Raw genomic sequence first — 23966 nt, forward strand, 5'->3', positions numbered from 1 at the left:
CAGGCGCCGAGCACTGCAATGACAGCCGCAGCAAAATCCGCCGCGACCGTCCTCGCACAGCGTCGCTCAGCGGGCGCCCCGGCCGGTCAGCACCACCGCCACGGTCTCCAGCATGATCAGGAGGTCCAGGAACAGGGTGTGATTCTTGACGTAGTACAGGTCGTACTGCAGCTTTTCGAGTGAGTCCTCGATGGTGGAGCCATATTCATAGCGCACCTGGGCCCAGCCGGTCACTCCGGGCTTCACACTGTGGCGCACCGCGTAGTAGGGAATGTTGGCGACCAGCTCGTCGACAAAGAAGGGGCGCTCGGGCCGCGGGCCCACCATGCTCATCTCGCCGCGCAGCACGTTGAACAGCTGCGGTAGTTCGTCGATACGCACCTTGCGGATGAAGTTGCCAACGCGCGTGACGCGGCTGTCGTTCTTGGTGGCCCACTGCGGCCGGCCGTCCTTCTCGGCGTCCTGGCGCATGCTGCGGAACTTGATCACCTTGAAGGTGCTGCCATTCAGGCCCACCCGTTCCTGGGTGTAGAACATCGGGCCGGACGATTCCAGCTTGATCAGCACCGCCGTCACCAGCATCACCGGCATGGAGGCGATCAGCAGCAGCAGCGACGAGACCAGATCAAACACCCGTTTGACGGCGCTGCGCAGCATGCCCTGGTTGAAGCCGTCGCCAAAAATCAGCCAGCCAGCGTGGACATGGCTGATCTTGATCTGGGCCAGGGTCTTTTCGAAGTAGGTGGCCAGGTCCACCACGCGGATGCCGTAGAGCTTGCAGTCCAGCAATTGGCGCATGGGCATGCTGCCGCCGCGGCGCTCGGACAAGGCAACGACGATTTCGTCCACACCCAGGCGCAGGGCAGCTTCGGTGAGCGATTCGTCGCCAGTGATGAGTTCATGGGCCGGCACCAGCGGGTCCACTTCATTGGGGCCTGGCAGGAATCCCACAATCTGGGCGTGCGGGTCGGCCGCGCGCAGGCTTTCGCTGACCGCCAGGGCAGGTGCGCCGCTGCCAAAAATCAAGATCTTGGTGCGGCCACCGTTCTGGGTGCCGGCGTGAGCGGCATAAACCCGGTGAATCATCACCATGCCAACAGCCAGCATGGCGGTGGTGGTGAGCAGTTCGCGGTGGGAGACGGTGGCGGGGATGAGGCTGAAGAGGCTGTAGGCCAGCGGCAGGCCGATGAGCAGCGCAAACAGGGCGCGGGCGCACGATTGCGTGAGCGAGCGCTTGTGAGACTGCTGATAGAGGCCGGAGGCCGAGTTGATGACAAACATGCCACCGGCCAGCGACAGGCCGTACGAGGCGGCAAAGGTCACCATTTGGTCGCCACTGCTCTGGCTGAGCGCAACAGCAAAAACCGCTGCCACGATGAGCCCCAGGTCAAAGAAGACCTGGATCAAGGTACGACGATGTAGGTAATGATTAAAAATTCGAATCATGCCAGTCCCCACAGCAGGTCAAGGCATCTCTTGGATGCTGGATCGACCGCCTGGCTTTCTCCTTGTCCACCCGCTACGCCCCTCACCATGGATACATTTGGCTACGTTTGCTGCGGGCGGATCATGCCTCCCGCCCCTTGGCTTGCGAGCCCCCCGTTTGCAGGGGCCGCCAACTTCAGGAGCTGAGGGAGAAATCCATCACGGATGTCCATCGCGTTCAGGTGCCCGAAATGCCCTTTTCACGACATGACGGCGCCATTGTCGGTAGGGGCGCAGGCGCGCAAACCCCCTGACTGAATGCTTTGGGGGTGCGGCGTGCGGGAATGCACGTGAGTGGGGGGGATCACCCCGCGATCAGGGGACAGGCGATGTCGGGTTGGGGATTGGCGGAACGCGCCGGTGTGGCGAGGGCTGGGCGAAAAAAAAAACGCCCACCGTGGGGTGGGCGTTGTGGGCCTTGTGGGCCTTGTGGGCCTTGTGTCGGGGGCTCCCGGACCCTTGGGGTCAGGGGGCCTTCCGAGGCAGGGATCGGCCGGGTTGGCGGACGCTAGAGGACGTTAGCGGACGACGGCGATTTGCTCGCGGTTGCCAGCCTTGTACGTGTACAGCGTCAGCGCGCCGTTCTTGATATCACCCTTCTCGTCGAAGGCGATGGTGCCGGTCACACCCTTGTAGCCTTCGGTCTTGGCCAGAACAGGCAGGTACTTGGCCGGGTCAGCCGAACCGGCCTTGACCATGGCAGCCACCATCACGTTCACAGCGTCATAGACATAAGGCGCGTAGATCTGGACGTCCACCTTGTAGTTCTGCTTGAACTTGGCCTTAAAAGCATCCAGCGACTTCTTGCTTTCGCCTTCCACACCACCCGCTTCGGCACAAACCACCTGACCGTCGGCCATGGTGCTGGCCGACAGCTTGGGCAGCTCGGCCGTGCAGATGCCGTCACCCCCCATGAACTTGGCTTCAATGCCCAGTTGCTTCATCTGGCGCAGCATCGGGCCAGCCACGGCGTCCATGCCACCGAAGAAGACCACGTCGGGCTTCTTGCCCTTCAGGGAGGTCAGGATGGCGGTGAAGTCCGTGGCCTTGTCGTTGGTGAATTCACGACCCACCACCTTGCCACCGGCCGCCTTCACGCCCTTTTCGAATTCGTCCGCCACGCCCTGGCCGTAGGCGGTCCGGTCGTCAATCACGGCAATGGACTTGCCCTTGACCGTGGTGACGGCGTACTTGCCCAGCGTGCCACCCAGATGCACGTCATCGGCCACCACGCGGAACGCGGTCTTGTAGCCGTTGCGGGTGTATTTGGGGTTGGTGGCAGACGGCGAAATCTGCGGAATGCCCGCGTCGCTGTAGATCTTCGACGCGGGAATGGTGGTGCCGGAGTTCAGGTGGCCGATCACGCCGTTGACCTTGGAGTCCACCAGCTTCTGAGCGGCCGCAGTGCCTTGCTTCGGATCACCAGCATCGTCTTCAGCCAGCAGCTCGAACTTGACCTTCTTGCCACCGATGGTCACGCCCTTGGCGTTCAACTCATCAATGGCCATGCGCGCGCCCAGCTCGTTGTCCTTGCCCAGGTGGGCAATGCCGCCGCTGGTCGGGCCCACGTGGCCGATCTTCACCACCTCCTGCGACATGGCGACACCGCTCAGGGTCATGGCGATAGCGCCCACGATCACATTCAGCTTGGTTTGCATCTAAGAACCTCCGACTCGGGAAATGTGGAATGACGTTGAGTTCTCAACGCGGCAGAACATACTCCGTTTCCACTGTGGGAACCATAGTGAAAATGCTGTGAACCGCTCCCTCCAACAGACGTTGTCGCGCGACGTTCACCTGGGCATTCCCCAATGGGCTTTTTGATCGTGCGCAACCGTCGTGCACACAAGCCCCCAACCAGTGCAATCCCCGACCACATCGGGGCAAAACGGCGAGTGCGGATTCCCGCACCACCCCATCACCCCACAGTGCGAATCCCCGCACACCCCTCAAAACGGACGCCTGAAAGCACCCCTCATCCGCGCCTCATCCGCCCGTCAATCCACCCTACCCTTCGCCGGATCAGCACGATGTCGCCGAGGCAGGGGCTGGGGCCTGTTTGCGGAAGTCAAGAAGGGAATGGCTGGCGAAGCCAGACAGGAATGACATGGAGCAAACGGGCCCCAGCCCCTGCCTTGGCAGCGAAGTCAAAGGAAGCGGACCCAAGCGCAAGGGAGACCACCGGCCCAACGGGGGCGCAGACGAGAGCAAAAGCGAACAGCCCCAGCCCCGCCGCCTCACGCGCCAGTACCGCCGGAGGCCCCACCCGCCAAGTTGAAGTGATTCACCGCCAGCCCCATTGCCTTGTAGGTCTTGAACCGTACCCGTCCGGCAGCGACCTGCTCCGGCTCGGTGGACACCAGCTCCAGCACCCGCTCGAAGCGTTCCAGCTCCGGCGGCGGTTCCGGCTCGAAATTCAGCAGTGCCTGGCATCCCACCAGGTCTTCCAGCCGATCGGACAACAGCACCGGCGTGCGCTCCCGCAGCAGCGTCGGTGTGCCGGGCTTCACCAGCACATGCGGCAGGAACTCCTGCGCGTCAAACGTCCACAAGGTCTGATCCAGCCGCTCCAGCAGCCGCATCGGCCCCCAGACGCCGGTTTTCAGGCCGGCCCCCAGGGTTTTGCGCAACAGACGGCAGGCGTAGGCCTGGCGGTCGGGAACCCCGGTGTAGAAATTAACTTCGGTCACCAGAATGCTCCCGCCCACGCCTTGCCATGCCACACCACCCGCCGTCCAGGGCCCGCTCAGCGGACCTGCGACAGCACGAAGTGGGTCAGCAGCCCCACCGGACGGCCGGTACTGCCCTTGGCAGCGCCGCCCTTCCAGGCGGTCCCGGCGATGTCCAGATGACCCCAACGGTACTTGGAGGCAAAGCGCTGCAGGAACTTCGCGGCCGTGATCGACCCCCCTTCGCGGCCGGCCACGTTGGCCACATCCGCAAAGTTGGACTTCAGACCTTCGGCATAGTCGTCGTCCAGCGGCAGGCGCCAGCAGGGGTCCAGCGCCGCTTCACCGGCGGCGCTCAGCGAGGCAGCCAGCTCGTCGTCGGTGGCATACATGCCGCTGCGCACACCGCCCAGGGCGATCACGCAGGCGCCGGTCAGCGTGGCCACGTCCACCACCACGGCCGGCTTGAACCGTTCCGCATAGGTCAGCGCATCACACAGGATCAGGCGGCCTTCGGCATCCGTGTTCAGGATTTCGATGGTCTGGCCCGACATCGACGTCACCACGTCACCCGGCTTCACCGCATTGCCGCTGGGCATGTTCTCGCAGGCCGCCACGATCACCACCAGGTTGATCTTCGGCTTCAGCTCGGCCACCGCGCGCAGCGTGCCCAGCACGCTGGCCGCGCCGCCCATGTCGAACTTCATTTCGTCCATGCCGGCACCCGGCTTGATCGAAATGCCGCCCGAGTCAAAGGTGATGCCCTTGCCCACCAGCACCACCGGCGCCTGGGTCTTGGCTGCACCGTCATAACGGGCCACGATGAAACGCGGCGCCTCGGCCGAACCCTTGGCCACGGACAGGAACGAGCCCATGCCCAGCTTCTCGATGGCCTTCTGGTCCATCACCTCGACCTTCAGGCCGTGGCTGCGGCCCAGCGCCTTGGCCTGCTCGCCCAGATAGGTCGGCGTGGCCACATTCGGCGGCAGGTTGGCGCATTCGCGGGCCAGCGCAATGCCGTTGGCCACGGCCTGGCCGCGGGTCAGGCCCGCCTTCACCGCCTTGGCATCGTCCTTGCCCACCAGCAGCGTGATCTTGGCCAGCTTGGCAGCGGCCGGTGCGCTCGGCTTGGTGGCGCGGTACACATACACCGCTTCATGGGCCGCCAGCACGGCCTGCTCCACCAGCGATTCGGTCAGCGCGGCTTCAAAACCCACGAAGGACAGCGCGGCATGGGCCACACCCCGGCCCTTGACCTGACCCAGCGCAGCCGCCACGGCCGCGCGAGCGGCCTTCAGCGAGCCGCCGCTGGCAGCCACCACCAGGCGTGCGGCCTTCACACCCGCCGGACGGGTCAGCGTTACCACCTGGCCGGCCTTCAGTTCGAAGTCGCCCAGTTTGATCGCGTCCTTGACCAAGGCCGTCACGGTCTTGTCCAGGCCAGCAGGCAAGGTGTCGCCAGCAATGACAACCACCAGAGCGTCTGCTGTTTGCGACGCCAGCGCGTCCTGCGACGCGGACAGAGTGCGAAAGTCCATAATACCGAGAAGTAGATAAAGTGCCCGGATGTTATTCGATTCAACCGTACGCAAGGAAACGGCCCGCAGTTTCGGCCTCGCTTTCGTGGTCATCCTCACCATCGTGGTGACGATGCTGCTGGTGCGTTCGCTCGGCATGGCCGCCAAAGGGTCCGTGGCACCGCAGCATGTGCTGCTGTCCCTGGGCTATCTCACGCTGGCCCAGTTGCCCATCATGCTCAGCCTGTCACTGTTCGTGGCGGTGGTGATGTCGCTCGGGCGGATGTACAAGGAGTCCGAGATGACCATCTGGTTCGCCAGCGGCCTCGGGCTCTCCCGCTTCATCCGTCCGGTGCTGGCCATGGCCTGGCCAGTGATTCTGGTCATGAGCACCGCCACGACCAGAATCACTGGCACTGTTGTCATTGCTCCAGGGCCAGTGATTCTGGTCGTGGCGGTGCTCATGACCATCGTCTGGCCCTGGAGCAATGACAACAGTGCCCAGCTGCGTCAGCAGTTCGAGCAGCGCAGCGACCTCTCCCGGGTCGCACCGGGCCAGTTCCAGACCTCCAACGACGGCAGCCGCGTCTTTTTCATCGAGCGCGACCCCGCCAACGAAGCCGCCGCCCGCAATGTGTTCATCATGAGCAACAGCGAGCATCTGGAGTCGGTCACCACCTCCGCCCAGGGGTCCCTGGTCAACCAGGACGACCAGCGGCTGCTGGTGCTGGACCATGGCCAACGCAACGACATCGACACCCGCAACGGTGACAAATCCGTCGCCCGCTTCGAGCGTTATCTGGTGACGGTGGACGATGGCGTGATGCGCAGCTCCGCCACCCGCCCGCCCAAGACTCTCTCCACCGTCGAACTGCTCAGCACCCGCGGCAAGCTCAACGACGGGGAACTGGCCTACCGCTTCGGCATGATCCTCGGGTGCGTCAACCTGGTGCTGCTGGGCATTGGCATCTCTGCCACCAATCCGCGACGGGCCAGCAATTGGAATCTGCTATTCGCCCTGCTGGCCTTCATCGTTTATTTCAACCTGATCAACCTGACTCAGAGTTGGGTGGTGAACGGCAAGTTCCAGTTGGGCTCCAGCCTGCTGGTCCTGCATGGTCTGGCCTTGGTGGTCAACCTGCTGCTGCTGGCCTGGCGTGACATGGGCAACCGGGTGCATCTGCCCTGGAAGCGGGTGCCCCCCTCTCCGCCCGCCCCGCCGCCGCCAGCCCCGCCCCCTGCGTCGGCCCGGCCGGTCGCGCCAGCCCTGGGCATGCCCGTCTCCATGCAGAACCCCACCACGCCGGGAGTGCCGGTATGAAGACCGTCCGCCGGCTGCTGTACCGGGACATCCTCAGCTCCTTCGCCCTGGTGATGGCGGGCTTCCTGGCACTGTTTTTCTTTGTGGACTTCATCGACGACCTGGACCGCTTCCAGCGCATGGGCCTGGGCGTGGGCTGGGCGCTGTGGTCCTGCCTGCTGAAGGTGCCGGGCCGCTTTTATGAGCTGATGCCGATTGCGGTGCTGATTGGCACCATCTTCAGCCTGGCCCGCCTGGCGCAGTCCAGCGAATTCACCATCCTGCGGACCGGGGGCCTCAGCCCCGCCCGCGCGCTGGGCCTGCTGAGCGTCATCGCGTTGTTCTTCGCCCTGGTGGCGTTCACCGTGGGCGACTACCTCACCCCCTGGGCCGACAGGCAAGCGCAGCTGCTCAAGTCCAGTGGCAACGGCGGCGTGACCAATGCCTCCGGCGCCTGGATGAAGGACCGCGACGGCGACTTCAGCTATGCGGTGCATGTCGGCCGCGCCAAGGCCAGCGGCGTCATGGAAGACGTGTTGATCATGGAGTTCGATGCCAAGGGCGCCATGTCCACGCGTCTCACCGCCAAGCAGGGCACGGTGGACAGCAGCGGCCGTTGGCAACTGCGGGATGTGCGACTGATGCAATGGTCCCGCGCGTTGACGCCGCTCAACCGCGCCGGCGGCAGCGTGACCGATCCCAAGGACCCCAACGCGCCGCAGGACAAGCTGGCCGGCAACCCGACCGTCCGTGAACTGCTGCTGCCGCAATACACCTGGCAGAGCCAGTTGCCCGCCGGCGTGGTGGCCGCAGCGGTGCAGCCCACCTGGAACATGTCCACGCTGGAGCTGTACCGCTACACCCGCCATTTGTCGTCGCAGGAGCAGGCGTCGCAGCAGCCGGAGATTCAGTTCTGGCGCAAGGCCTTCTATCCGTTTGCCTGCATGGTGATGGTGGGCCTGGCCCTGCCCTTCGCCTACCTGCATTTCCGCTCCGGCGGCATCAGCGTGAAGGTGTTTGGCGGCATCATGCTGGGCATCAGCTTTGTGGTGCTGAACGCCATCACCGGCCATGTAGGCCTGCTGCGGGACTGGACACCGTGGCTGGTGGCCTCGGCACCCAGCCTCTTTTATCTGGGCATCTCGATGGCCGCCTTTGGATGGCTGGTGCGATATCGATGAGGGCCCCCTCGACCCACACAGGAATCGGCATGGAAAGTGAAGTGATGAATGCGGATGGCCTGCTGCTGTTTGCCCACGGTGCGCGGGACCCGGCCTGGGCCGCCCCGTTCCAGGCCATTGCCGCCGAGTTGCAACAACGGCAGCCCACGCTGCCGCTGGCCCTGGCCTACCTGGAGCTGATGACACCGGACCTGCCGGCCGCTGCCGGTGCGCTGGTGGCCCTGGGCTGCAAGCGTATCCAGATCGTGCCGATGTTCCTGGGCTCCAGCGGCCATGTGCGCCGCGACGTGCCGCCGCTGGTGGAGGACCTGCGTCGCCGGCACCCGGGTGTGCTGTTCCTCCTGCATGACGCCATCGGCGAGCAGCCGTCGGTGATCCAGGCCATGGCGGCCGCCACGCTGGAGCTGGTGTCCGCCGTGGCCCCGCTGCCCGGCGCCTTGCTGACCGCCCCGCACGACCCTGCAGCAACCTCCGCCGGTTCTGCCACGCCTGCGGCGCCAGTGCCGTCCTTGCCCCACCAGCCATGAACCTGCACCAGTTCCGTTTTGTGCAAGAGGCCGCGCGGCGCAACCTCAACCTCACCGAGACCGCCAAGGCGCTCTACACCTCGCAGCCCGGGGTTTCCAAAGCCATTCTGGAGCTGGAAGAGGAACTGGGGGTGGACATCTTCTCCCGGCACGGCAAGCGGCTACGCAGCATCACCGAGCCCGGCCAGCAGGTGCTCAAGTCCATCGAGATCATCATGCGCGAGGTGGGCAACCTCAAACGCATCGGCGAGGAGTATTCCAAGCAGGACGCCGGCACCCTCTCCATCGCCACCACCCACACCCAGGCGCGGTATGTGCTGCCCGGGCCGGTCACTCAGCTGCGCAAGCAGTTTCCGCAGGTCAACATCGGTCTGCACCAGGGCAGCCCGGACCAGGTGGCCCGGATGCTGATCGACGAGACAGCGGATGTTGGCCTGGCCACCGAGTCGCTGTCTCAGTTTGAAGAGCTGGTCACGCTGCCTGCCTATGAGTGGCAGCACGTGCTGGTGATGCGGGCGGAACATCCGCTGGCACAGGTGGAACGCATCCATCTGGAGCAGATCGCCAGCGAGCCGCTGGTGTCCTACCACCCCAGCTTCACGGGCCGCACCCGCATCGACCGCGCGTTTGCACAGCGTCAGCTCACGCCCAACATCGTGCTGGAAGCGATTGACTCGGATGTGATCAAGACCTACGTGCGCCTCGGCCTGGGCATCGGCATCGTGGCCGAGATGGCCGTGCGCGAAGACCCGCCCGGCGGGGAGCTGGTGTCGCGCCCGCTGGGCCATCTGCTGGGTCAGAACATCGCGCGCATCGCCTTCAAGCGGGGCGCCTATCTGCGCAACTATGTCTACAGCTTCGCCGAGCTGCTGTCGGACCGCCTCAATCGCAGCCTGCTGCAGCGGGCCATGAGCGGAGATCCGAACGACTACGGGCTGTGACCGACTCTCCCGACGCCTGACATCATGAGCCACCCGACCGCTTCTCCCCAAACGCCCGCCCTCAAGAGCCGCCTGCCGCAACTGGGCACCACGGTGTTCAGCGTGATGTCGGCGCTGGCGCAGCAGCACGGCGCGGTCAATCTGGGCCAGGGCTTCCCGGACTTTGAAGGCGACCCGGCACTGCTGGATGCGGTAGACCGGGCCATGCGCTCCGGCCACAACCAATATCCGCCCATGCCGGGGGTGGCGGCCCTGCGCCAGGCCATCGCGGCCAAGATCGAAGCGCTGTACGGGCACCGGTATGACGTGGACCGCGAGATCACCGTCACCGCTGGCGCCACCCAGGGCATCCTCACGGCGCTGCTGGCCGTGGTGCATCCCGGCGATGAGGTCATCGTGCTGGAACCCGCCTACGACAGTTATGCGCCCAACATCGCCCTGGCGGGCGGTGTCATGGTGCCGGTGCCGCTGGACCCACACACCTTCCGCCCCAACTTTGACCGCCTCCGCGCCGCCCTGTCGCCCCGCACCCGCGCGCTGATGATCAACACGCCGCACAACCCCAGCGGCAATGTCTGGACGGCGGACGAAATGCAGCAGCTCGCCCAGTTGCTGGACGGCACCGACGTGCTGGTGGTGAGCGACGAGGTGTATGAGCACATGGTCTATGACGGCCAGCAGCATCAGAGCGTGGCGCGTTTCCCGTCGCTGGCGGCGCGCAGCCTGGTGGTGTCCAGCTTCGGCAAGACCTACCACGTCACCGGCTGGAAGGTCGGTTTTGTGGCCGCCCCCGCCCCGCTGATGGCGGAGTTCCGCAAGGTGCATCAATACAACGTGTTCACCGTGAACTCGCCGATGCAGGTGGGGTTGGCGGCCTACATGGCCGACCCGGCGCCCTACCTCGGGCTGAGCAACTTCTACCAGCGCAAGCGCGACCGCTTCCGCGAAGGGCTGGCGCAAACACCGTTCCGGCTGCTGCCCTGCCCTGGCAGCTACTTCCAGTGCGTGGACTACAGCGCGCTTCCGGCCCCGCTGGCCGCCATGGACGACATGGCCTTGTGCCAGTGGCTCACTCGCGAGGTGGGGGTGGCGGCGATTCCGATGTCGGCCTTCTACAGCACGCCGGGCGATGGGGTGCGCCCGTCCATCATCCGCTTCTGCTTTGCGAAGAAGGAAGAGACCCTGGACCTGGCGCTGGAGCGGCTGCGGGGCATTCGGACCTGAGGGGAGCCCTCGCCGCACCGTCCACGGGACGACGGCCCAAGGAAGCAGCCCTTGGGAGCGGCCACGGATGCGGCCCTCGGATGCGGTCCTCGGCACCGCTCAGCTGGACAACGCTTCAGCCCGGGCAGGATCAGTACGCCTTGGGTTTCTTGGGCGGCTCGTCCTCATTGGCGAGCGAGAGATCCAGGTCCACGTCCAGCGACTGACCCACGCCTGGGCGCTGTGTGCGGCCACCCGCCCCCGGTGCGGATGTCGGCGTCTGCCAGGCCATGGTGGCCATCATGTCGGGCGGCGCCGTGGCATCCAGCGGCAGGAACACATCAATGTCCTGCGATCGGACTTCATGCTCGGCACGGTCGCGGGCCACCGCATACAACAGCAACAGGTCGCGATAAGCCGGCAGACCCAGCTCGCCGCTGTATTCCTGGTGATGGGAGAACAGGTCCTGCAGCAGGCTCATGCTGCCGGATGGATCCACCCAGGCGCTTTGCAGGCGCTCCACCAGCTCCGTGTGCGCCTCCAGCCCGACGCCTTCGTTCAGATCGGCGCTCCAGGCCGGGGGCCGGGCCCGGAATTGCTGGCTGAAACGCTGGCCGACCCGTTCAAAAGAGGTCTTGTCCCCGCGCCGCTGATACAGCTCCAGCAACTTGAGATAGGGAAGACCACTGGCCGCATCCCGCTCACCCAGGCGACTGGACAAGAGTTCGATCGCGGCATCGTCCTGGCCCAGCACGAGGAAGAAGTCCACCTGCTGTTCCAGATCGATCAGCTCCTCCACCGTCACGGCGCCCAGGCCATTCAGGTCCCGCAGCAGCGGTGAGGGACGTGTGTCGCCCGGTGGTGGCCGCATCTCGAAGCGCAGCGGCTCCATGGCGTCCAGGCTGGCGAGTGCGTCCAGCGCGTCTTCCACCGCAGCTGTGGCCGAGCCGCGTCCGCCAAGCCCTCCGAGGCCGCTGGTGCTGCTCCCCGCTGGCGACGGTGCCCCCACAGCCGGCTCCGCAGCCGGACTGGGCGCCGCACGCGGCGGCAATTGCATGGTGCGTTCGGGATCGGTGATGCTCAGCGGCATCGGCATGGTGGTGGGTGTCGCGGTGGCGGCGCCGAGGTCCTTGCGGTCCAGGGCCACCAGGGCCGCAGCCGCCGCGCCGGGCGCGGTCTGGGTAGGCGCCACACCCTCGGCGGCAGCAGCCGGATGAGCGGACGGATAGGTCACGCGGGCAGCGCCCAGGTCCAGCGCGGCGCCGGTATCGGCTTGCGGGTCGCCCCACCAGCTCTGCTGCGCCTCCTTGCGCTGCGGCTTGCGGCTGCGCCACAGCAACAGGCTGCTGGCGGCCAGCCCAAGGCTCAGCAGCGTCAGCGCCAGCATCCAGGTGGGATAGCCCTTGTCGTCCGCGCGCTGTTCACGCGCGGCCTTGAGTTCCTCGCGCAGCGACTGCAGCACTTCGTTGGTGCGGCGTTGCTCGGCTTGCAAGTCGGCCACCCGCTTTTCCATCACGGCCAGTTGAGCCCGGGCTTCTGCGACAGCGCTTGCGGCACTGGCAGCTTCGGCCGCTTCAGAGGCCAGCCGCGCAGCGTTGGGCGGAAGGAGCACTTCGGCCGGCTCCATCGACAAACGCGGGCCAGCCGGTCCACGGGCGGACACCGACGAGGCGCCGCCGTCTGCTGTGCGGCGCACGGGCTGGCGGCGGGATCGGGCCGGTGCGCTGGCCGCTGCCGCAGCCGCCGAAGCTGCCGAAGCTGCTTCCACGAACGGCACGGCAGCAGCCCGGGTACGAGCGGCCGACGCGTCACGCGGCGCCGGCTGCCGGGGTTCCCCACCGGTGGCGACCTGAAAGACCGGCGTGGACACAGCGCCCTGCGTGCCCGGATCGGCCAGCGGTTCGACACTGTGGCCCGGCGGGTCGATGAAGGCCGTGTATTGGCGCGTGAAGGCGGCGCTGCAGCCGAGCGTGAGGCTCACGGCCACCAGCGGCTCGTTGATGGCCTGGCTGCTGCGCAGCCGCACGCCCCGCAATTGCTGCTGGCCGTCGGTCTCGAGCTGCCAGCGCAGCGATGAGGGCTGCAGAATCGTCTCGCCGGCCGTCACTTCGGCACGAATGCAATCGGCGGTGACCACGTCTCCAGGAGCCAATTGCACCGGGAAGAACAGGTTCAGCGGCTGGCCCAGCGAAGATGCGGTCTGGGGCCGGCCCACGCCGAGACCCCATGCAGAGGTGGACATCATCGCCAGGCTTGCGAGCATGAGCACGCTGGGCGCGGGGCGAAGGCCCCGCTGGCTGTGATGGTGTCTGTTCATCCCGCTGTGAGAAGGCTTGTTGGGTGCGTTTCACTCTAGCACGGCCTTTTACATGTGAGACTGGGTTTCCCCTGTGAGGCCGCCTTTGGGGCGCTTGGTGACACCTGCCATCCCCCAGTCGCGGGTCCTCGCGAATGCCTTGCCCCGCGAGGATGGTCGGGCAGCTTCACGAAACCGAAATGAAGCCTTCCAGGTAGACGCCACTGGGCCAAGCCAAGGGGCCTGAGCACATCCGGCCCGCCATCGCCAAGCGGGTCGCGCGACCTGGCGCCACCTTCTTCAAAACCATCAGGCGGATAAGTCCAGCCTCTGGTTTCAGTGCAAACCGACTGCCCTCAAAGAATCCGGCATCTGCCCTCTCTGGGGCGCAAAGCTGGAGCATCGCCAAATGGCCTATCGACTGGGCGTGGACGTGGGTGGCACGTTCACTGATCTGCTGCTGTTCAACGACTCGGATGGCCGCTTCTGGCGGCACAAGACGCCGTCCACGCCTCACGACTCGTCTGAAGGCATCCTCAACGGCGTACGCGCTGTCTGCGAGAAGGCCGCCATCGCCGCAAGCGATATCGAGGTGTTTCTCCATGGCACCACCGTGGCCACCAACGCGGTCCTGGAAGGCAAAGGCGCACGCGTTGGTCTTGTGGTCACCGAGGGTTATCGCCAGATGATGCAGGTGGCCCGGTCCCTGGTACCCGGAGGTCTGGCCGCGTGGATCGTCTGGCCCAAGCCGGAGCCGTTGGCCAAACTGGAGGACACCGTCGAGATCAGGGGGCGGCTGGACGCCTGCGGGCAGGAACTTCGGCCCCTGGACGAAGCCGACATCCGTGCTCAACTGCTCACACTCCGGGACCGCGGCATTGAAGCGTTAACCATCTCCCTGATGAACGCGTATGTCAACGGAGAGCATGAGCGTCGCGTGGCTGAGATTGCAGCGGAGGTTCTGCCAGATGTGCCGATCTCTATGTCGCACGTCGTGCTGCCGGAGATGCAGGAATATGAACGGACGTTGACGACCGTCGCCAATGCCTCTGTTCGCCCGATTGTCAGCCGCTATGTGCGCAACCTGCGCCAACGGCTGCGTGACCTGGGCATGCGGGGTCGCATCTCGCTGTTGCGCTCGGATGGTGGCTTGATGTCGTCCGAAGCGTCTGAAGAGCAACCGGTGTCCCTGCTGATGTCGGGCCCCGCCGGCGGCGTCACGGGCGCGCTGTGGGTTGCCAAGAATGCCGGTCTCAAGAACATCCTGACCCTGGATGTCGGCGGCACGTCCACCGACGTGGCGCTGATCGAAAACGGCGAACCCCGGCTGGTCCGCACCACCGATGTGGGCCACCTGACGGTGCGCGTCTCCGCGCTCGACGTGAAGACGGTCGGCGCCGGCGGAGGCTCCATCGCCCGCATCCCGGAGCTGACCAAGGCGTTGCGCGTGGGGCCTGAGTCCGCAGGAGCGGTTCCCGGGCCGGTGGCCTACAGCCGGGGCGGTACGGTTGCCACGGTCACGGATGCCAATGTGGTCCTGGGTTACCTGCCGGAGAACTTGCTCGGCGGCACGTTCAAGCTGGACCGGGAAGGTGCCCGCGCAGCCGTGCAGAAGGTTGCCGATGACCTGGGAGTGGAGCTCTATGAGGCCGCTCGGGGCATCATCGATATCGTCAACGAGAACATGTTTGGTGCCCTGAGGATGATCTCCGTGCAGCAGGGTTATGACCCGCGGGACTTCGCCCTGATGGGCTTCGGCGGTGCCGGTCCGCTGCACGTCAACGCCGTGGCCAAGCTGATGAACTCCTGGCCAGCCGTCTCGCCAGTGTCGCCCGGCGTGCTGTGCGCCTTGGGGGACGCCACCACGCGTATGCGTACGGAGACGTCCCGCTCCTTCTCCCAACGCGTCTCCCGAAGCAGTGATGCCGAGGTGGCCGCCACCCTGATCACCATGCGTGAGCAGGTCCGACAGGCCCTGATCAGTGAAGGTGTGCCGTTGGAAGAGATTGAACTGCGCTTTGAAGCCGACCTTCGTTATGCAGGCCAGGCCTTCGAGGTGCCCCTGCCGGTTTCACTGGCCGATTTTGAGGCCGGCACCGGCCTGGCGGCACTCGAAGCCGCCTTCCACGAGGCACACAAGCGCCTGTTCACGTTCAGCATGGACACGGAGACTGAACTGGTGAACCTGCGCGCAGTGGCGCTGGGCAAGTCTCTGGACCTGCCCGCTCACCGCCTGCCCCAGGGGGATGGCAATCCGATCGCCGCCAAGCTGCGCGATCACCAGATGTGGGGCCATGGCGGCTTCATGGATGGCGTGATCTATGACCGCGCCCTGCTCCGCGCCGGAGATCGCATCGCCGGACCGGCGGTGGTCTGCGAAATGGACTCCACCACCGTGATCCTGGCCGACCACGTCGGCACCGTCGATCCGTTCGGCAACATCCTGATCAACCCGGCCACCAGCGCCTGAGCGCCCGCGCTCGTACTTCCGAGGGACCTTCCATGCCCGCTCGCATCATCGAAACCGCGACCACGCCGCTCTCCGCCACGACGGTGGACCCCATCACCCTGGACATCATTGAAAACGCGCTGCGCAATGCCCGCGTGGAAATGGACGCCACACTGTTCCGCACCGCACTCTCACCGGGCATCCGCGAGCAGGGGGATGCTTTCCCCCTGATTGCGGATCGTCATGGCCGCATGGTCGTGGGCCAGTTTGGTTCATTCATTGATGGCTTTCTTCGCAACTACGACGGTGACATCGAAGATGGTGATGTCATCTTTTTGAACGACCCCTACTCCTGCGAAGGCGCCATCAGCCATCTCAATGACCAACTGGTCATCCTGCCGGTGTTCCGCAAGGGCCGCCTCATGGCCTGGGCCGCGATGTTTGGCCATATGACTGACGTCGGCGGCAAGGTGCCGGGCTCCCTGCCGACCGACGCCAGCACCATCTTCGAGGAGGGCTTCCGCCTGCCGCCCGTCAAGCTCTACCGCAAGGGCGTGCTGCAGGAAGACATCGTCCGCATCAACGTCAACCAGTCCCGCATGCCCGAATGGTGCAAGGCCGACCTGCACGCCCTGGTAGCCTCCTGCCGTGTCGCGGCCCGCCGCGTGGATGAGATGTGCGAGCGGTTCGGCGACGACATCTTCGATGCAGCCACCCAGGAACTGCTGGCCCGCAATCATCGGGCGATGAAGCACATCATCACCACTCAGATCGGTGAAGCGCCGGTGTCCTTTGAAGACTACCTGTGTGACGATGGCCGCGGTTTCGGCCCGTTCAAGATCAAGTGCACCATGTGGCGCGAGGGTGAGCGCGTGATCCTGGACTTCGCCGGCACCGACCCCCAGTCGAGTTCCTCGATCAACTATTTGCTCAACGAGAACATGTTCAAGATGTTCTTCGGCATCTACATGATCATGGTGTTCGACCCGCAGGTGCTGTTCAACGACGGCTTTTACGATCTGGTCGACGTGCGGATTCCTGAAGGCTCGTTGCTGAAGCCGCGATTCCCGGCAGCACTGAGCTGCCGCACGCATGCACTCGGTCGCATCTTCGACGTCCTGGGCGCGCTGCTGGGTCAGAAGACGCCGGAGTTCCTGTGCGCCGCCGGATTCTCGTCCAGCCCACACCTGATGTTCTCCGGTCATCGCGCCAAGGAGACCTCGGCAGGAACTGAGGAACGCGGGGAGTGGTTCCAACTGTTCCAGATCGGATTTGGGGGCATTCCCGGCCGTCCCTTTGGCGATGGCGCGGATGGCCATTCGTTGTGGCCCGGCTTCACCAATGTCCCCAATGAGTTCCTGGAACGGTATTTCCCGATGATCATTGAGCGCTACGAGACCGTCCCGGACTCCGGTGGTGCGGGTCAGTTCCGGGGCGGCAACGGCATCCTGATGACGTACCGTTTCACCGAAGCCGGACAGATCTCCATCCACGACGATCGCTGGTTCATCCCTCCCTGGGGCGTGAACGGTGGCCATCCGGCCCAACGCTCCTGGAAAACGCTGGAGCGCGTCGACGGCACCAAAGAGGCACTGCCCGCCAAGTGCGATCGCATCGAGGTGAACCCCGGAGACCAACTGCACTTCGTGACATGGGGAGCCGGCGGATGGGGCGATCCACTGGTGCGAGACCCGGCGCTGGTGGCCCTGGAGGTGCGCCGCGGACTGGTCACCAAGGCCGGCGCCCGCGCCTACGGGGTCTGCCTGAGCGACGACGGAGCCGTGGATGCGGCCGCGACCGAGGCCCTGCGCACCCGTATGCGTGCCGAGCGTGCGCCGCTGGGCGTCTTTGATCGCGGGCCGGACATCGCCACGCTCCGCGAGCGGTGCCTCGAGGAGACCGGGCTGCCCGCGCCTCGTCCACCGGTCTGGCCTGGCCAGTTCGCCAGCGCCTGAGCGAGATCGCCCATGCCGGTGCCGACCTTGGACACACAATCCACCCGACAGGCCGACGGGAGGGGAACCACACGGCGCCACTTCATCGTGCTCGCAGGTGCGGGGGCAGGTCTGGCCCTGGGTCTCCCGGCCACAGGCGCTGTCGGCGGTGGTGACGCCCCCTTGCCGCCCGACAGCCCCCAAGGCGCTGGACTGAATCGCCCCTTCGTGCGAATCGCGCCGGACGGTCTTGTGACGGTGATCGTCAAGCATCTGGAGATGGGCCAAGGCATCGCCTCGGGTCTGGCAACCGTCGTTGCGGAGGAACTGGACGCTGACTGGGCCCAACTGCGCACTGAGGCAGCCCCTTTTGATCCGGCCCTCTACCGTCACACGGTGTTCGGCTTCCAGACCACCGGCGGCTCCACCTCCATGGCTAACAGCTGGCAGCAACTGCGGGAGGCCGGCGCAGTCGCCCGTGCAATGCTGGTGAGCGCCGCAGCGCTGCGTTGGAGCGTCCCCGCAGAAGAGCTGACCACCCATCGCGGTCAAGTGCTGCACGGCCCCAGTGGCCGCCGCATCGGTTATGGCGCCCTGTCCGAGGCAGCTGCGGCGCTGCCAGTTCCCACCGAGGTGCCGCTCAAGTCGCCTGCCTCGTTTGGACTGATCGGTCGAGAACAACGGCGCCTGGGCGTCCACGACATCGTGCAGGGACGCAGCCGCTACGGCATGGACATCCAGCGGCCTGGCATGCTCGTGGCGGTGCTACAGCGGCCGACACGGTTCGGTTCCACGATTCGGTCCGTGGATGCCTCCGCCGCCTTGGCGATGCCTGGCGTTCGCGCTGTCCATCAGCTGTCCAGCGGGGTGGCCGTCCTGGCGGACAACAGCTGGCTTGCCATCGAAGCGCGCCGCCTACTCAAGATCGAGTGGGACGACAGCAAAGCCGAGCAGCGGTCGACCGCCGATCTGCGCGCCAACTTTCGAGCGCTGGCCGGCGCGGGTGATCCCGGTGTCGAGGGACTCAAACGCGGGCATGTCGATGAAGCCCTCGCCGGCGCGGCGAAAGTCCTGGAGGCGGACTTTGAGCTGCCCTATCTCGCCCATCAGCCGATGGAGCCGATCGCCTCGGTCGGGGAACTGCGCGACGGTCGCTGTGACATCTGGGCGGCCAGCCAGAATCCCAGTGCGGACCATGCGGCGGCCGTCAAGCTGCTGGGATTGCCAGCCGGCAAGGTTGTGCTGCACGGCCTGCCGGCGGGTGGCAGTTTCGGACGTCGAGCCACGTTCAATGCCGACTGGATCTCCGAATTGGCACAGATCCTGTCTGCACAGCGCGAACGGGGAGACAGCCGACCGGTCAAGCTCATGTGGACACGCGAGGACGACATCGGCGGCGGCTATTACCGCCCGATGAGCCTGCATCGACTGAAGGTGGGGATGGATGCCACAGGTCGCATCATCGCGGCGAAGCAGACCATCGTGGCCCAGTCCTTCTCACGCGGGCGGCCACGTCCCGGCGTGGTTCCACGCCACGACCCTTTCATCACGGAAGGTCACCTCGCGGAGCGCTATGACGTGCCCCATGCCCATACCTGCTGGATCAACCCTGATGTCGGCGTACCGGTCCACACCTACAGAGCGCTTGGGCACAACCACACGACCTTCAGCAAGGAAGTGATGATGGACGAGCTCGCTGCGCTGGCAGGCCAGGACGCCCTGGCGTTCCGCCTGGCGCATCTGCGCGAACATCCCCGGCAGGCCCACGCCTTGCGCATCGCGGCGGACAAGGCCGGCTGGGGCCGTCCGCTGCCTGCGGGTAGCGCCCTGGGTATGGCGGTGCAGGAGGCTTATCACACGGTGGTCGCGCAGGTGGCCCAGGTACGGATCAACCGCGGCTTGATCGTCGTGGAACGGGTGGTCTGTGTGGTGGACTGCGGGCTGGTGGTCAATCCGGGCACGGTGCGGGCCCAGATGGAAGGCGGCATCGCTTTTGGTCTGTCCGCAGCGCTGCACAACGAGATCACGCTCGAAGGCGGACGGGTCCAGCAGAGCAACTTCCACGATGCGCCGATCTTGAGGCTGCATGAGATGCCCGTGGTGGACGTCCATCTGGTGCCCAGCGACGCCCCCCCCACCGGGGTGGGGGAACCCGGCAGCGTACCGATCCTCGGCGCGGTGGCCAATGCGGTGGCCAGGCTGACCGGGAAGCCGGTGCGTGCGTTGCCACTCCGGCTTGACGGCTCATCCTCCTGATCAGCGTATGAATTCCAGCAAGGCCGCACCGCGTGACTGGCGGCTGGGTCTGGCAATTTGGGCTCCCGGCACCAGAGCCGCTGCGGCCTCCAGATAGACCGCCAGCGGATCGCCCTGCGCTGCAAGCAACAGCGTGGGATGGCGCAGCAGCACAAGTCGCTCCGCCGTGGGATGTGCGAAGACAGCCTGGTACGCCAGGTGATAGCTAGGCAGGGCTTTGATCAGGTCCAGGACCAGGCCCTGCCGAGCGGCAGCCGGCGGCACCTCGCTGTGGTGCAGGCGATGCGCCGGGTCACGCAGGAAGTAGGGGAAGTGCAGATAAAGGTCGGCGACAAATCGCCAAGCCCAGGTGAGATGCGAGCCCAACTCGTCTGGCCGCATCGCTGGCGCATAACTGGCCTTCATCTGCTGGAGCAGTGCCGGCTCGAACAGCGCAATGCCATCCAACATCAATCGACGCACTCGATGCGGATGGTGCAAGGCGAGCTCGCAGGCGATGTGTGCGCCAGTGTGCTGGCCACAAACATCGACCTGTTCAATGCCCAGGCGGTCCAGCAGTTCGACCATGCGATCCATGTAGTCGGTGAGCTGAGGCGAATGCTGGGGTGGCGGATCGGAGTCCCCGTAGCCAGGCGTATCCGGTGCGATGACCACCCGGCACCGGCCCAATTCCTTGATCAACGGCACCAGGCCGGCGGACGAGCCTGGACCGGCATGCAGGAGCAATACGGGCGGCTCCTGGCCAGGCGAGCACGGGCCGGTCACGGCCAGGCCGACGCTTCTCACATGCATGAGCCCGTTGTCGGAGAGGCGGACGAACCGGCGATCCACCAGCGGCCCTTCCGGCCCCGTGCCCCCGACAGATCGCTCGGCGGCGTCCGCGCTCAAGGCCTCGACGGTGTTGGACATGTGATCCCCAGGTGTGTCAGAAATAGATCCAAGGCCGGGCATGCCGGTCCAGCGCCTCGAACGCATCGACGATGGCGCTCGACTGCAAGGTCAGACCGATGGGGTCCAGCCCCTTCAGCAACATCTCGCGCTGACTCGCGGCGATCTCAAAGCCATAAGCAACGCCCTCGGCGTCGACCACTTCACATCGCTCCAGATCCACACGCAATCGGGCTCTCGAGGGGTCTTTGGCGACTGAAGCGGCCAAGGCTTCCACCTGGGGCATGGCCAGCACCACGGGAAGCAGCCCATTACGCACGCAGTTGCCGGCAAAGATGGCCCCGAAGCTGGGGGCGACGATCGTGCGGATTCCATACTCCTTCAGGGCCCACACCGCATGTTCGCGCGAAGAGCCGCAACCGAAGTTCTGACCGGCCAGCAAAATGCTGCTCCCTCGCTGGGCGGGTCGATTCAGAACGAAGTCCGGGTCCGGGTCCCGCGTTGTGGCATCTCGATAACGCCACCCGGCGAACAGGCCGTCGGCCAGTCCGGTTTTTCCGACGGTTTTCATTTCCCGGGAAGGAATGATCGCGTCGGTGTCGATGTTCGGTCGCAGCAGCGCGGCTGCGACGCCTTCGTGGTGGGTGAAGGTTTCCATTCGAGCTCGCTCCTGCTTCAGACCCAACTGCGGACATCGGCCAGACAACCTGCGACGGCCGATGCGGCCACAGTCACGGGGCTGGCCAGGTGGGTGCGCGTCATCGGCCCCTGCCGGCTTTCGAAGTTTCGATTGGTGGTGCTCACAACGCGTTGCTGAAAACCGAAGCTCTCGCCACCGGCAAAGAAGCACATCGAACAGCCCGATTCCCGCCACTCGAAGCCGGCATCCAGAAACACCTGGTGGAGCCCTTCGGCCTCCGCCTCCCGCTTCACCTGCGACGACCCCGGCACGCAGATCGCACGCACACCGGGTGCCACACGGCGGCCCCTCAGCACCTCGGCGGCCGCTCGCAGATCCGAGAGCCGACTGTTGGTGCAGGAGCCGATGAACGCCGCATCGATGGGCAGACCCGCGAGCGGCTGGCCCGGGGCCAAGGCCATGTAGGCGAGCGCCTTGTCCATCGCCAGCCGCGACGCCGTGTCACCGGTCGGCTCTGGGACCACACCGTCAATGCCGACTGCATGCTGCGGGCTGGTCCCCCAGCTGACCATCGGCATCAGGTCGGCGACATCCATCCGGATGTCGGCATCAAAGCGTGCACCGTGGTCGGTGTGCAGATATCGCCATTGGTCCACCGCGCGTTGCCACAACGCCCCTTGCGGCGCGAACGGGCGCCCGTCCAGATAGGCGAAGGTCTTGTCATCGGGGGCCACCAGACCGGTGAAGGCGGAGAACTCCACGGCCATGTTGCACAGCGTCATCCGTGCCTCCATCGACATCGCTTGGACGGTCTCACCGGCGAATTCCAAGGCCGCGCCCTGGGCACCACCAGCCCCGTACCTTGCAATCAAGGCCAGAATCATGTCCTTCGCCCCGACGTGGGGCGGCAGCGTCCCGTTGAAGGTGACACGCATTGCCTTGGGCTTGACGACACGCAGCGTCTGCGTGGCCAAAGCGTGCTCTGCCTCGGACGAGCCGATGCCCCAGGCCAGGGCGCCGAATGCGCCCTGGGTGCAGGTATGGCTATCCGGGCAGACCACGGTCGCCCCCGGCAGCACGATGCCCTGTTCCGGGGACACCACATGCACAATCCCTTGCCGGGGGTCCCCCAGATCGAAGAGCTGGATGCCTGCCCGACGGGTCTCCTCACGTGTCGTGCGGATGAATACGTCTCCGCCGGGCATGAGGGTTCGATCACCACGGGCCTCACGGCCCGCCAACGTATCCACAATGTGGTCCAGGGTGGCAAACGCCAGACGCGGAGCCCGTACCGCATGCCCGGCGGACACCAGAGATCGCAGGGCGACGCCACCCGTGCGTTCATGCAAAAACACCCGGTCAATGTGGATCAGCGCCGCACCCTCACCGAGGTCCTGCACCTCATGCAGCCGCCAGAGCTTCTCGAACAGGGTCTTCGGCGCGCAAGTCTCCGATGGCATCGGGGCGGTCCTCATTGCTTCGCTCATGCGTGAAGGACACCCGCCGCGATCAGCGCTTCGATCGCGGATTCGCTCACCCCATGCGCGCGCAGCACCGCAGGACCATCGGCCCCCACACCGGGCAGGTCATGACGCAGGCCGAACCGATGGCCGTTCATCGCCAATGGCAAGGCCGGCAGACGCGCGGTCCGTCCCTCGGCCAAGGTCACAGGAATCAAGCCACCCTCGGCATTCAGATGGGGGTCGTCGAAGAGATCTTCGGGCCGCGCGATGGGCGCAAACGGCAGTCCGGCCTCCTCCAGCTTGGCCATCAGCGCCCCCTGCGACAGCTGCTGAAAGCGGGCCCGGATGACCGGCAGGGTCCGTTCACGCTGGCGGACACGGTCGGTGTTGCGAGCCAGGCTCGAATCAGCAAGAAACTCGTCCAACCCAAACGCCTCACAGAACTTCCGCCACTGCGTGTCGCTGACCACCGCGGCGAAGACTCGCTCGCCATCCGCCGCTTCGAAGACGTCATAGACCGCCCACGCGGATTGCCGCTCCGACATGGGCGGTGCCGGCTTGCCGGTGACGGCGTACTGGGCCATGTGCTGCCCCACAAGAAAGGCGGTCGTCTCATACAACGAAGTGGTCAATGCCTGGCCGCGACCGGTTCGTTCCCGCTCGGCCAAAGCCGCCAGAACACCAATCACGCCAAACATGGCGCCCGTCACATCGATGACCGAAGCGCCGGCACGCATCGGCCGGCCGGGCAGCCCTGTCATGTAGGCCAGCCCCCCCATCATCTGGGCCACCTCGTCCAGCGCGGTCCGATGCTCATAGGGGCCACGGAGGAACCCCTTGCCGGAGCAATAAATCAGCCGTGGATTCAGCGCCGCCAGGGCCTCGTAGCCCAAGCCCAGCGCCTCCATGGCACCACCTCGAAAGTTCTCGATCAGCACGTCCGCGTCGGCCAGCAGGTCTCGCACGACCTGGCGGCCGGCCTCGGACTTCAGATCGATCGCCAGACTGCGCTTGTTGCGGTTGTACATGGGGAAGTAGCCCGCGCCGGATCCAACCAGCCGCCGGGTGTTGTCCCCTTCCACAGGCTCCACCTTGGTCACCTCAGCGCCCAGGTCGGCCAGGATGACCCCCATCGCAGGGCCCATCACCATGTGGGTGAATTCGACCACCCGCAGGCCCGCCAAGGGCAGCGCTCGTTCATTCCTGTCCATCTCTTG

Annotated in this window: 17 protein-coding genes; 8 read left to right on the forward strand and 9 right to left on the reverse strand. The window is 65.6% G+C overall.

The window, feature by feature from the left end; translation table 11 throughout:
* Positions 1–66: 66 nt before the first annotated feature.
* The 4 genes from OU995_RS20455 to OU995_RS20470 all read right to left on the reverse strand — a co-directional run bounded on the left by OU995_RS20455 (position 67) and on the right by OU995_RS20470 (position 5692).
* Positions 67–1446, reverse strand: a complete 1380-nt coding sequence (locus tag OU995_RS20455) for a TIGR03013 family XrtA/PEP-CTERM system glycosyltransferase (protein ID WP_267831960.1) — start codon at positions 1444–1446, stop codon at positions 67–69.
* A 557-nt stretch (positions 1447–2003) separates the two neighbouring features.
* Positions 2004–3104, reverse strand: coding sequence for a branched-chain amino acid ABC transporter substrate-binding protein (locus OU995_RS20460; RefSeq protein ID WP_420714896.1), 1101 nt, complete (start codon positions 3102–3104; stop codon positions 2004–2006).
* Positions 3105–3722: 618 nt separating this feature from the next.
* Complete coding sequence (locus tag OU995_RS20465; RefSeq protein ID WP_267831962.1) at positions 3723–4175, reverse strand: DNA polymerase III subunit chi; 453 nt, start codon at positions 4173–4175, stop codon at positions 3723–3725.
* Between the two features lie 56 nt (positions 4176–4231).
* Positions 4232–5692 (reverse strand): leucyl aminopeptidase, encoded by a 1461-nt coding sequence (locus OU995_RS20470; protein WP_267831963.1) that lies wholly within the window; start codon positions 5690–5692, stop codon positions 4232–4234.
* 28 nt (positions 5693–5720) lie between these two features.
* On the opposite strand from OU995_RS20470, the gene OU995_RS20475 reads away from it, so the two are divergent.
* From OU995_RS20475 to OU995_RS20495, 5 genes are read left to right on the forward strand one after another with little or no spacing between them, the layout of a single operon-like run.
* Entirely contained in the window at positions 5721–6992 is a 1272-nt protein-coding gene (locus OU995_RS20475) for an LPS export ABC transporter permease LptF (protein ID WP_267831964.1), read from the forward strand.
* Positions 6989–8152, forward strand: a complete 1164-nt coding sequence (lptG, locus tag OU995_RS20480; protein ID WP_267831970.1) for an LPS export ABC transporter permease LptG — start codon at positions 6989–6991, stop codon at positions 8150–8152. The genes OU995_RS20475 and lptG overlap by 4 nt, the downstream gene beginning before the upstream one ends.
* Before the next feature lie 29 nt (positions 8153–8181).
* The gene (locus OU995_RS20485; protein WP_324288629.1) at positions 8182–8679 is read left to right on the forward strand and encodes a CbiX/SirB N-terminal domain-containing protein; all 498 of its coding nucleotides are present in this window, start codon (positions 8182–8184) and stop codon (positions 8677–8679) included.
* A complete protein-coding gene (locus tag OU995_RS20490) occupies positions 8676–9620 on the forward strand; it encodes a CysB family HTH-type transcriptional regulator (RefSeq protein WP_267831971.1) in 945 nt (314 codons plus the stop codon). The genes OU995_RS20485 and OU995_RS20490 overlap by 4 nt, the downstream gene beginning before the upstream one ends.
* A gap of 24 nt (positions 9621–9644) precedes the next feature.
* A complete protein-coding gene (locus OU995_RS20495; protein WP_267831972.1) occupies positions 9645–10844 on the forward strand; it encodes a pyridoxal phosphate-dependent aminotransferase in 1200 nt (399 codons plus the stop codon).
* A gap of 130 nt (positions 10845–10974) precedes the next feature.
* Here OU995_RS20495 and OU995_RS20500 read toward each other — a convergent pair whose 3' ends face one another.
* Positions 10975–13086, reverse strand: coding sequence for a FimV family protein (locus tag OU995_RS20500; RefSeq protein ID WP_267831973.1), 2112 nt, complete (start codon positions 13084–13086; stop codon positions 10975–10977).
* Between the two features lie 442 nt (positions 13087–13528).
* Here OU995_RS20500 and OU995_RS20505 point away from each other — a divergent pair, with 442 nt between their 5' ends.
* From OU995_RS20505 to OU995_RS20515, 3 genes are read left to right on the forward strand one after another with little or no spacing between them, the layout of a single operon-like run.
* Entirely contained in the window at positions 13529–15589 is a 2061-nt protein-coding gene (locus OU995_RS20505) for a hydantoinase/oxoprolinase family protein (RefSeq protein ID WP_267831974.1), read from the forward strand.
* 32 nt (positions 15590–15621) lie between these two features.
* The gene (locus tag OU995_RS20510; RefSeq protein WP_267831975.1) at positions 15622–17523 is read left to right on the forward strand and encodes a hydantoinase B/oxoprolinase family protein; all 1902 of its coding nucleotides are present in this window, start codon (positions 15622–15624) and stop codon (positions 17521–17523) included.
* A gap of 12 nt (positions 17524–17535) precedes the next feature.
* Positions 17536–19758 (forward strand): xanthine dehydrogenase family protein molybdopterin-binding subunit, encoded by a 2223-nt coding sequence (locus tag OU995_RS20515; RefSeq protein WP_267831976.1) that lies wholly within the window; start codon positions 17536–17538, stop codon positions 19756–19758.
* Here OU995_RS20515 and OU995_RS20520 read toward each other — a convergent pair whose 3' ends face one another.
* Genes OU995_RS20520 through OU995_RS20535 form a run of 4 tightly spaced genes read right to left on the reverse strand, consistent with a single transcriptional unit; the run spans position 19759 to position 23960 of the window.
* Positions 19759–20667, reverse strand: a complete 909-nt coding sequence (locus tag OU995_RS20520) for an alpha/beta hydrolase (RefSeq protein WP_267831977.1) — start codon at positions 20665–20667, stop codon at positions 19759–19761. It abuts the gene before it with no gap.
* A gap of 16 nt (positions 20668–20683) precedes the next feature.
* Positions 20684–21304 (reverse strand): 3-isopropylmalate dehydratase small subunit, encoded by a 621-nt coding sequence (gene leuD, locus OU995_RS20525; RefSeq protein WP_267831978.1) that lies wholly within the window; start codon positions 21302–21304, stop codon positions 20684–20686.
* 17 nt (positions 21305–21321) lie between these two features.
* The gene (locus tag OU995_RS20530; protein WP_267831979.1) at positions 21322–22746 is read right to left on the reverse strand and encodes a 3-isopropylmalate dehydratase large subunit; all 1425 of its coding nucleotides are present in this window, start codon (positions 22744–22746) and stop codon (positions 21322–21324) included.
* 23 nt (positions 22747–22769) lie between these two features.
* Positions 22770–23960 (reverse strand): CaiB/BaiF CoA transferase family protein, encoded by a 1191-nt coding sequence (locus OU995_RS20535; protein WP_267831980.1) that lies wholly within the window; start codon positions 23958–23960, stop codon positions 22770–22772.
* Positions 23961–23966: the final 6 nt, after the last annotated feature.

The sequence above is a fragment of the Roseateles sp. SL47 genome (assembly GCF_026625885.1).
Classification (GTDB): Bacteria; Pseudomonadota; Gammaproteobacteria; order Burkholderiales; family Burkholderiaceae_C; genus Roseateles.